We start from the raw sequence: 10456 nt of genomic DNA, 5'->3' as shown, positions 1-10456 counted from the left end.
CGAAGAGATTCCACCGCCTAATAACCGGTATACGCTCTGGCATCGACTGGCGTCGTGCCGGGTCCGGCCTTGAGGCCGCTTCGCAAGGCAAGAACTGGAGCAAGGGGGTTCGACCGTGCTGGAACGTGTCTACGCGGAGCTGGCATCGATCACGCCGTGCGATCCGCTGGAGCAGGTGCATCTGCGTGATGCGATCGACTGGGTGCGGTCAGGGGCGCCGCTATGTCGTACAGAAAAACCTGCCATCCCGCCGAAGCACCTTGTGTCGTATTTCGCGCTCATCTGCGATGGCTTCATCCTGCTCGTGGATCACCGGAACGCGGGGCGATGGCTGCCGACAGGTGGGCATGTGGAGCCGGGCGAGGATCCGCGCGCGACCGTTGTCCGCGAACTCAAAGAGGAGCTCGGGATCGATCTCGCGCGCGACCATGTGCATGCGCCCTGCATGGTGACCGTCACAGAGACCGTCGGTGCGACCTCGGGACACACCGATGTCTCGCTGTGGTATGCCATCACCGGGGATCGCCATGCGCCCATCGAGTTCGATCCTGTCGAATTCCACGACGCAAGATGGTTTTCCTTCGCGGCGCTGCCGCTTCATCGCTGCGATCCACATCTGCACAGATTCGTCGCCAAGCTTGAATGCACGGCCAGAGAGGAGCGGTGCGATGGCGGCGCATGACGAAACAGTGCGGGTCGGCGTCGGGGTCATCGCCGTGCGTGAGAGACGGGTGCTGCTGGGGCCGCGCGCAGGCGCGCACGGCGCGGGAACCTGGGCGCTGCCGGGCGGGCATCTGGAGTTCGGTGAAACCGTCATGGCCTGCGCGGCGCGCGAGCTGCGCGAGGAAACCGGTCTCGATGCGATCGACCTGGCGCATGCGCCTTACACCAGCGACGTCTTCGAGCCAGAGGGCCGGCATTACGTCACCCTGTTCGTCACTGCACGCGCGACCGGAACCCCGGCCATCCTGGAGCCCGGGAAATGTCTGGCCTGGGACTGGTTCGAATGGTCGGCCCTACCGCAACCACTGTTCCTGCCGCTGCGCAGTCTGCATGCGAGCGGTTTCGTGCCTGCGGACGTGGATTGATGCCCACAGTTCCGGCAGGCGCCAGGCCGAATGCCCAACGTCGACAGCGGGGAGGTGACCGGTGATGTCCGCAGCAGTCCAGTCCGTGGCGCCGATGCTGTCGGTGCACGATATGACCGAAACGCTAGTGTTCTATCAGCAGATTCTGGGATTCGAACTGGCGTGGTCTTGGGGAGCGCCGCCCGAGATCGCCGCGGTCTGCTGCGGTGATGCCGAGATCACGCTGACCGCGCGCCGGGATGCGAAGCCGGTCGGCGCGTCCCACATTTATCTGCGCGTCGTCGGCGTCGATCGCTATCACGACGCGCTCGTGGCGTCCGGCGTGAAGGTCCTCGTCCCGATCGACGATCGGGCTTACGGCATGCGGGATTTCCGCATCGCAGATCCCAGCGGCAACCAGATCAGCATCGGCGAGGCAACCAGTGGCGCACACGACTGACCATTGAGGCGCGCGCGGGGCGCGAGCCGTGCGCGGCAGCCGCCTGGTTTCATTGCGGCGGGTCTGCTCGCATTGGAGGCGGGGTTGCAATCAGGCGCTGGCGACGTCGGAAACCAAGCGGGCATGCAGTGTTATGTGCTCCACCGCATCGAGCGGGTCTAGACACGCAGACCCGTGCACGACGTCAATCGGATTCACGTTTCGTCGCACTGGCGGCATCGGTCGCCGCCATCGCGCGCCCCGTGTCCGTCAGCAGCGCGAGCGTGCGATCGCCGTCCTCGACCGTGCGCACCCAGCCCGCACCGGGCGTGCCACCGATGCTGTCCTCGCCGAGCCACGCGAGCGTGCGGAGCAGCACGCTCATGCGCACGCCGAGCCGCTTGCAGAGGCGCGGCAGCGACATGCCGGCCGGATGCGCGGCCAGCTCGACCAGCAGCGCCCGGGTCAGGGCCGTGTCAACGGACAACGTCGGCGGGAATGTCGCGATGGCGCGGCGCCTGCGCGCCGGACTCGGGCGCGTGCGGCGTGACGATCACCGGCACCGACTTGGACGTCGGCGTGCGCGATTCGTCGGCGAAGCTCGAGAGCGGCACCAGCGGATTGGTTTCCGGGTAGTACGCGGCCAGGCAGCCCTGCGGAATGTTGTACTCGACCAGCAGGAAGCGCTTGGCCTGGCGCCGCACGCCGTCGTCGCAGAGGCTTTCCAGGTCGACCCAGTCGCCAGCCTGCAGGCCAAGCGCTGCGATGTCGCCGGCACCGATGAACAGCACGCGGCGCTCGCCGAACACGCCGCGGTAGCGGTCGTTCAAGCCGTAGATCGTGGTGTTGTACTGGTCGTGCGACCGCGTCGTGGCGAGGTTGAACACCGGCTGCGTGCCGCGCTGGCGACGCGCGCGGTGGATCGGATTGTCGGTCGGCACCGGGCAGGCGAAGAACACGGCCTTGCCGGCCGGATTCACCCAGTTGCGGTCGCGCGCGGTGTTCGACAGACGGAAGCCACCGGGCACGCGCACGCGGGTATTGAAGTCGTGGAAATCGTCGAAGGTCTTCGCGATGAGTTCGCGGATGCGGTCGTAGTCCTCGATCAGCGACAGCCACGGAATGCGGCTGCGCGCGCCGAGCGTCGCGTCGGCGAGCCGCGCGACGATCGCCGGTTCCGACAGCAGGGTGTCCGAGGCCGGCGGATTGATGCCCGACGACAGGTGCACCATGCTCATCGAATCCTCGACGGTCACGCCCTGCGGGCCGGATCTCGGTGCGGCCCAGGCACGGCAGGATCAGCGCGTCGCGGCCGTGGATCAGGTGGCTGCGGTTGAGCTTGGTGGTGACGTGCACGGTGAGATCGCAACGGCGCAGGCCGCGCGCGGTCGCGTCCGAATCGGGCGTCGCGATCGCGAAGTTGCCACCCATGCCGAAGAACACCTTCGCGCGGCCGTCGATCATCGCCTCGATCGCGCCGACGGTGTCGAACCCGTCCTCGCGCGGCGGCTCGAAGCCGAACACGTCGCGCACGCGATCGAGGAACGCCGCCGGCGGCTTCTCGTAGATCATCATCGTGCGGTCGCCCTGCACGTTGCTGTGGCCGCGCACCGGGCACGCGCCCGCGCCCGGGCGGCCCAGATGGCCGCGCAGCAGCAGCAGGTTGACGAGCATGTTGATCGTCGCCACCGAGTGCTTGTGTTGGGTGATGCCCATGCCCCAGCACGCGATCAGGCGTTCGCACGACAGATACAGCTCGCCGGCGCGGCGGAGTTGCGCCTCGTCGAGCCCGGATTCCTCGACGATCGTCTCCCAGGTCTCGGCCATGACGTCGGTGACGAAGGCGTCGAAACCCGTCGTGTGCTCGGCGATGAAGGCGTGGTCGAGCAGCGAGGCGCCGCCGTTGCCGGTGACCTCGACGTCGCGCTCGAGCACGTGCTTGATCATGCCCTTGACCGTCGCGAGATCGCCGCCGATCTTGAGCTGGAAATAGTCCGACGAGATCCGCGTCGACCCGTAGGTCGCCATCTCCACCTTGTCCTGCGGATCGGCGAAGCGTTCCAGGCCGCGCTCGCGCAGCGGGTTGAACGAGACGATCCTGGCGCCGCGCTTCGAGGCCTCGCGCAGCTCGCCGAGCATGCGCGGATGGTTCGTGCCGGGGTTCTGGCCGAAGATGAAGATGCCGTCGGCTTCTTCGAAATCCTGCAGCGACACCGTGCCCTTGCCGACGCCGATCTGCTTCTTCAGCGCGGTGCCCGACGACTCGTGGCACATGTTGGAGCAGTCGGGGAAGTTGTTGGTGCCGTATTCGCGCACGAACAGCTGGTACAGGAACGCGGCCTCGTTCGAGGTGCGGCCCGAGGTGTAGAAGATCGCCTCGTCGGGCGAGGGCAGGGCATTGAGATGCCCGGCGATCGTCGCGAACGCATCGTCCCAGGTCACCGGCACGTAGTGGTCGCTGGCCGCGTCGTAGCGCATCGGCGTCGTCAGCCGGCCCTGGTTCTCCAGCCAGTGGTCGCTGTAGGCCGCCAGCTGCGCGACGCTGTACTGCGCGAACAGCTCGGGCCCGGCGCGATGCCTGGTCGCCTCGGCGGCGACGGCCTTGGCGCCGTTCTCGCAGAACTCGAACGTGGAGGTGTGGTCGCGGTCGGGCCAGGCGCAGCCGGGGCAGTCGAAGCCGTCGGGCTGGTTGGCCTTCAGCAGCGTCTTCGCACCGCTGACGGCGATGTCCTGCTCCAGCAGATGGGTCGCGACCGACTTCAGCGCGCCCCAGCCACCGGCGGGACCGTCGTACTTGCGGATCGGGCTCTTGTTGCTCATGGCGTGGCACTCCTGCCTGGGCGCGCGGCTGCGAGCGGCGGGGCCGGCTCGGGCAGCAGCCGCTGCGCGTGGGTGTAGACCGCATGCCCGTCGTCGCGGGCGAAGCCGATCAGGGTGAGGTTGGCGCGTTCGGCGAGCGAGATCGCCAGCGCGGTCGGCGCGGAGATCGCGGCGAGCAGCGCGATGCCGACGCTCGCGGCCTTCATCGCCATTTCGTAGCTGGCGCGGCTGGTGACGACCAGGAAGCCGTCGTCGGTGGCGAACCCTTGCGCGTGCAGCGCGCCGATCAGCTTGTCGAGCGCGTTGTGCCGACCGACGTCTTCGCGCACGAGGCGCAGCGTGCCGTCGCGCGACGCCCAGCCGGCGGCGTGGGTCGCGCCGGTCAACGCGTTGATCGCCTGCGCGTCGCGCAGGGCCCGCAGGGCGAGGCGCAGCGCGGCGACCTCGATCCGCACGTCGCCGGTCACCGGCGCCGGATAGCGCAGCGCGGCTTCCAGCAGTTCGCTGCCGCACACGCCGCAGCCGCTGCGCCCGCTCATGCTGCGCCGACGCAACGCCAGCGCCTCGGCGCGTGCCTCCGGAATCCGCAGGCGGATCTCGATGCCTTCGATGAAGGGCTCGATGCGTTCGATGGCGACATCGTCGGGCGCGGTGACGATGCCTTCGCTGAGTGCGAAGCCGATAGCGAAATCGGCGAGATCGTCCGGCGTCGCCATCATCACCGCGAAGGGCACGTCGTTGTAGACGAACGCGACCGGCACTTCCTCGGCGATGTGGTCGTCGAGGCGCTGCAGCGTGCCGCCGCGCCAGCGGTCGACGCCGCGCAGCACGCTGCCGGCCGCGTCGCGTCCGGCAGGTGGGGGAGAACGCTTCGAAGAACGATCGGTCATGCGGGCATCATGCCGCGACCGCCCTGAAGGACGGCCGCGGCGGATCGGCTCAGGAGAACAGCACCAGCGCCTTTTCGAGCGTCTTCCAGATGCCGAAGGCGAGTGGGATACCGACCGCGGCCCAGCAGAACGCGACCAGCAGCGGATTGCCGCCCGAACCGATACGGTCCATCTCGTCCTGGGAGACCAGCGACTGGCCGGAGGCGTCGACCTTCTCGTGCGCCAGCTGCTTCTCGCGCGCCAGTTCCTCGGGCGTCATGAAGTGCTTCGGATTGACCGGACGCACCAGCAGGTTGCAGATCAGGCCCAGCACCAGCATGCCGGCGAGGATGTACATCGTGGTGTTGTAGACCTGCGAGGGCGGCATGCCCAGGCCCAGCTGGTACTCGCGCATGTAACCGATGACGAACGGGCCGAGGATGCCGGCGGTCGCCCAGGCGGTCAGCAGGCGGCCGTGGATCGCGCCGACCATCTGCGTGCCGAACAGGTCGGCCAGGTAGGCCGGCACGGTGGCGAAGCCGCCGCCGTACATCGACAGGATCACGCAGAAGGCGATGACGAACAGCGCGATCGAGCCCGCGTTGCCGAGCGTCGGCGCCGACGCGTACAGCGCGATGCCGAGCACGAAGAAGATCGAGTAGGTGAGCTTGCGGCCGAACTTGTCCGACATCGACGCCCAGAAGAAGCGGCCGATGATGTTGGCCAGGCTCAGCATGCCGACGAAGCCGGCGGCGATCGCGGCGATCGCCGACAGCTGCTCGGTGCCGAGCTCGCGAAAGCCGGCGTCGACGCCGATCAGGCGGCCGCCGAACATCTCCTGCAGCATCGGCGAGGCCAGGCCCAGCACGCCGATACCGGCCGACACGTTGAGGCACAGCACCGCCCACACCAGCCAGAACTGCGGGATGCCCCAGACCTTGCTCACGTGCACGTGGCCCTGGGTGATCATCGCGTTGTCCTTGGCCGGCGGCGGCGTCCAGCCCTTCGGCTTCCAGCCGGTCGGCGGCACGCGATAGCCGAACGCGCCGGCCATCATGAAGACGAAGTAGGCCGCGGCCATCACCACGAAGGTCTCCTTCACGCCGACCGAGGTCGGGGTCGCGAAGTGGCGCATCAGCATGTCGGCCAGCGGGCTGCCGATCAGCGCGCCGCCGCCGAAGCCCATGATCGCCATGCCGGTCGCCATGCCGCGGCGATCGGGGAACCACTTGATCAGCGTCGACACCGGCGAGATGTAGCCCAGACCCAGGCCGATGCCGCCGATGACGCCCGAGCCCAGCCACAGCATCCAGATCTGGTGCAGGTGCACGCCGAGCGCCGAGATCAGCAGGCCGCCGCACCAGCACAGCGCGGACACGACGCCGGCCTTGCGCGGGCCCACGCGTTCCAGTCCAGCCGCCCCAGATCGCCGCCGAGCAACCGAGCAGCACGAAGAACAGCGTGTACATCCACTGCAGCTCGCTGATGTTCCAGTCGCAGCTCGCGGAGGTGATGCGGTCGAAGAAGCCCATCTCCGGTCCACAGGCGATCGGGGCGTCGATGCCGACCGCCATCGACAGCGGCAGCCAGAACACGCTGAAGCCGTAGGCCATGCCGATGCACAGGTGGATCGCCAGTGCGGCAGGCGGCACCAGCCAGCGGTTGAATCCGGCGCGCGCGATGATGCGCTCCTTCGACAGCAGGCTGCCTTCGGGCGCGCTGCCGGCGGGCAATGTGGTGGCGGAACTGTTGGCCATGGAATCCTCCCCGGATGATGAGCCGTGTCGCTCGTTCGAGCCGCAAGGTATGTCCTGGAAAACATATTCACCTGCGACAATTCGCCGCAAGGGTAGGCCAAGCCGCGGCCCGGCTCCAAGGCCAATGGTCTAATATCCGGCTTTCAGGAACATATTGAATCTGCGGTCTGCCGGCCCCGCCCGGACGGCACCGCCCGGGGAGGCGCGATGTACAAGGTGCGGATCCAGCCCCGCTGGGAACTCGAGAACGCGCGCGGCGACCGGCTGCCGACGCATCTCGTCGACCTGCTGCTCGCGGTCCGCGGCAGCGGGTCGCTGGCTGCCGCCGCGCGCACCGTGGGCCTGTCGTACCGCTATGCCTGGGGCCAGCTGCAGGACGCGCAGGCGGTGTTCGGCCAGCCGCTGCTGCGCATGACCCGGGGCCGCGGCGCGCGGCTGACGGCCATCGGCGAGCGCCTGGTCTGGGCCGACAACCGGATCGCCGCAAGGCTGTCGCCGATGCTCGACAGCCTGGCGACGGAACTCGAAGCCGAACTCGAACGGGCGGTCAGTGCGCACGCCACGCCGCTGCGCATCCATGCGTCGCACGGCTTCGGCGTCGAGACCCTGCGGCGCTGCATGGCCGAGGGCGAACTGCCGCTGGACCTCAAATACCGCAGCCCGGACGACGCGCTGGCCGCGCTGCGCACCGGCGCCTGCGACGTCGCCGGCCTGCACCTGCCGATCGGCGATCTGGAAGCGCCACTGTTCGCGCACTACCTCGAGCGTCTCGATCTCGAGCACGACCGCGTGATCCATCTCGCGATGCGCCGCCAGGGCCTGGTGCTGGCGCCGGGCAATCCGCTGCGCATCGAGACGCTGCAGGATCTCGAACGGCCCGACATCCGCATGATCCACCGGCAGCCAGGCTCGGGCACGCGGCTGCTGCTCGAAGCGATGCTCGCGCGCCACGGCATCGCCTTCGACCGCATCCGCGCCTGCGATGTCGAGGAACTCACGCACGCCGCGGTCGCTGCCTACGTCGCCAGCGGGCTGGCCGATGTCGGCTTCGCGCTCGAACCGCCGGCGCGCAAGTACGGGCTGGATTTCTTCCCGCTGGTCACCGAGCACTATTTCTTCCTGTGCCACAGCGACATGCTCGACGCCGGTCGCCTCGTCGACCTGCTGGCGCTGCTGCGCAGCGACCGCTTCCGGCGCGAACTCGGTCTGCTGCCCGGCTACGATCCGAGCTACTGCGGCAACGTGCAGACCCTGGGCGAGGCGTTCGCTTCGGCGTCACGTCCTGGTGCGTCGGGATGTGGGCGTCGTCGGTGACGCGCGTGCCATGCCCCCTGTGAGCACAGGCCTGTCGCGCGCGGGCGCGCGCCTGCGGGGCGCGATCGAAGCGCGCGACGCGCTGCCTGGGCAGGAGCGCGCTTGCGCGCGACGGGCATTACCGGATGCGATCCCATGACGCGGATGCGCCTGTCGCGCGCCAGCGCGCTCCCGCACAGCGCATCCGGGGCCCGCATGACCGGCGCGAGAGTTCCATCGCACCGCGTCGTCGTGGCCCCCGCGGTAACGCGTCGCCGGCCCCTACGCGCGGGCCGGCATGCCGTCGAGCCCGCCCTTACTCGATCGGCTCGTCCAGCATCAGCTGGCGCGCGAAGCGGACCGGCGGGGCGCCCTGGGCCAGCATGTCGTCGTGGTACTGCTTGAGATTGAACGCCTCGCCGCGCTTCGCTTCGGCGGCCTTGCGCGCGTCGAAGTGTTCCTGCGCGCCGACGAAGTAGGTCGCCAGCTGCGTCGACGAGAGCTGCGCGCGGATCCACTTGCCTTCCGCTTCGCTGGACTGCTGGAAAGTCTGGCGGACCATCAGGTCCATCGCCTGTTCCTTGGTCCAGTTGTCGACGTGCACGCCCTGGTCGAGGATCGCGTTGGCCACCGCGCGCGCATAGAACTTCAGCTGCATCAGGCGGAACAGCGGATCGTTGTCGGCATAGCCGGCGTCGGCCATCATCCGCTCGGTGTAGACCGCCCAGCCTTCGGCGAACGGGCCCGAACGGAACACCGCGCGCAGCGTCGAGGGATGGTTCGCCGAATGCGCGCCTTCGAGGTAGTGGCCGGGCATCGCCTCGTGGATCGTCAGCACGTGGATCAGGTGCTTGTTGTATTCGCGCAGGAACGAATCGACCTGGGCGTCGTCCCAGTCGTCGGGGATCGGCGAGATCGCGTAGTAGGTGTCCAGGCCCTTGTCGAGCGGGCCCGGTGAATCGCAGTAGGCGACCGCGAAGCCGCGCTGGAATTCGGGCATCAGGATGATCTTGACCGGATCCTCGGGCACGGTGACCAGGTCGTGCTCGCGGGTGAAGGCGGTCGCGACGTCGAGCGTGTGCTTGGCGAACTCGACGACCTCGTCGCGGCCGGGCTTGTCGGCGTACGCGAATTCCATCGCCGCCTCGATCGCGGCCTGGCGCTGGTCTTCGCTCGGCGCGGCCGGCGTGTCCGGCGCGCCGGGCTTGTCGGCCAGCACGGTCCGGGCGACGGTGTACATCTCGTCGCGGATCCGCGCGAGTTCGGCTTCGGCGCGCGCGCGGATGTCCTGGCGGGTCAGCGAGGCATTGAGCGAGAACTTCAGCTTCTGGTCGTAGCGCTCGGCGCCGATGCGGAATTCGCCCTTGGCATTCGGCACCAGGGTGTCGTCGAGCCAGGTCTGGTGTTCGTCCACGGCCGCGCGCAGCGTGGCGACGGCCGCGTCGAGCCGCGTACGGTCCTCGCCGGTCAACTGGTCGGCGTTGGGCGTGATGAAGGTGTCGATCAGCGAGAGCACGCCCTTGTTCTGCGTGGCCACGGTGCGCGCGTGGGTCGCCGGCACGCGTGCGGGGTCGAGGTTCTCGCGCGCCTGGGCGAAGATCGCCGGCAGTTTTTCCATGCGCGCGGTCGCCGACTTCAGCCGTTCCGGCACGGGCGCGAACTCGCGCGCCATCAGGTTGTAGATCGCGCCGCCGGCGAGGCCGCTGTAGACCTGCGGATCCCAGGCCCAGCTCTGCATCGTCTCGGCATCCCAGATCGCATATTCGAGCGTGTTGCGCAGGATCAGCGCATCGACATGGTGCTCGCGCGCGAGCTGTGCGAAATCGATCGCGTTCAGCGCGTCGAGATAGCGCCGGTTGAAGGTCAGCGCGGCATCGCGGCCGGCGGCCGACAGGTCGTCGATCTCGCTGTCGAAGCGGTGATCGCCGATCTGGGTCGCGGAAATCGGCGACAGCGCCATGGCCTCGTCGAGGTAGCGCGTCGACAGATCGGCGAAGGCGGCATCGGCCTGCGCGTCGCCCGCGGTCGCCGGCGCGTCCTGCGCGGTCGTGGAGGGCGCACTGGGCGCCTCGCGGTTGCAGCCGGCGAGGGCGGCGGTGAGGACGGCGACGGCGAGCAGGGAACGGCGCATGCGGACTTCCGGCGGAGGGACAGCGGGGCAGCATAGAGGCGCGGACATGCCGCTGCATGTGCCGAAGGTGGCGGAAACCG

Annotated in this window: 7 protein-coding genes and 2 pseudogenes; 4 read left to right on the top strand and 5 right to left on the bottom strand. The window is 68.7% G+C overall.

Annotation, left to right across the window (positions count from 1 at the left end; genetic code table 11):
* Nucleotides 1-115 precede the first annotated feature (115 nt).
* From CJ022_RS01720 to CJ022_RS01710, 3 genes are all read left to right on the top strand, one after another.
* Nucleotides 116-682, top strand: a complete 567-nt coding sequence (locus tag CJ022_RS01720; protein ID WP_101924985.1) for an NUDIX domain-containing protein — start codon at nt 116-118, stop codon at nt 680-682.
* Nucleotides 669-1088 (top strand): nucleotide triphosphate diphosphatase NUDT15, encoded by a 420-nt coding sequence (locus tag CJ022_RS01715; protein WP_101924984.1) that lies wholly within the window; start codon nt 669-671, stop codon nt 1086-1088. Before CJ022_RS01720 ends, CJ022_RS01715 begins: the two co-directional genes overlap by 14 nt.
* Nucleotides 1089-1152: 64 nt before the next feature.
* The gene (locus CJ022_RS01710) at nt 1153-1527 is read left to right on the top strand and encodes a VOC family protein (RefSeq protein ID WP_101924983.1); all 375 of its coding nucleotides are present in this window, start codon (nt 1153-1155) and stop codon (nt 1525-1527) included.
* A 184-nt stretch (nt 1528-1711) separates the two neighbouring features.
* Here CJ022_RS01710 and CJ022_RS01705 read toward each other — a convergent pair whose 3' ends face one another.
* The 4 genes and pseudogenes from CJ022_RS01705 to CJ022_RS01690 form a co-directional block, all read right to left on the bottom strand.
* On the bottom strand, nt 1712-1993 hold the full coding sequence (locus CJ022_RS01705; RefSeq protein WP_101924982.1) for a hypothetical protein: 282 nt from the start codon (nt 1991-1993) through the stop codon (nt 1712-1714).
* A pseudogene (locus tag CJ022_RS01700) lies at nt 1983-4326 on the bottom strand (FdhF/YdeP family oxidoreductase). The gene CJ022_RS01705 and the pseudogene CJ022_RS01700 overlap by 11 nt, the downstream one beginning before the upstream one ends.
* The gene (gene fdhD, locus CJ022_RS01695; RefSeq protein WP_101924981.1) at nt 4323-5216 is read right to left on the bottom strand and encodes a formate dehydrogenase accessory sulfurtransferase FdhD; all 894 of its coding nucleotides are present in this window, start codon (nt 5214-5216) and stop codon (nt 4323-4325) included. The pseudogene CJ022_RS01700 and the gene fdhD overlap by 4 nt, the downstream one beginning before the upstream one ends.
* 49 nt (nt 5217-5265) lie before the next feature.
* Nucleotides 5266-6952 (bottom strand): annotated as a pseudogene (locus CJ022_RS01690) (OFA family MFS transporter).
* Between the two features lie 207 nt (nt 6953-7159).
* On the opposite strand from CJ022_RS01690, the gene CJ022_RS01685 reads away from it, so the two are divergent.
* Nucleotides 7160-8266 carry a substrate-binding domain-containing protein gene (locus CJ022_RS01685; protein ID WP_101924980.1) on the top strand — a complete coding sequence of 369 codons (1107 nt, stop codon included), beginning with the start codon at nt 7160-7162 and terminating at the stop codon, nt 8264-8266.
* Between the two features lie 295 nt (nt 8267-8561).
* Here CJ022_RS01685 and CJ022_RS01680 read toward each other — a convergent pair whose 3' ends face one another.
* Nucleotides 8562-10376 (bottom strand): DUF885 domain-containing protein, encoded by a 1815-nt coding sequence (locus CJ022_RS01680; protein WP_101924979.1) that lies wholly within the window; start codon nt 10374-10376, stop codon nt 8562-8564.
* Between the last annotated feature and the right edge of the window lie 80 nt (nt 10377-10456).

The sequence above is a fragment of the Luteimonas rhizosphaerae genome (assembly GCF_002849595.1).
Taxonomy (GTDB): Bacteria; Pseudomonadota; Gammaproteobacteria; order Xanthomonadales; family Xanthomonadaceae; genus Luteimonas; species Luteimonas cellulosilyticus.
The sequence above is the reverse complement of the archived record's forward strand: the minus strand, read 5'-3'. Positions and strand labels throughout refer to the sequence as shown.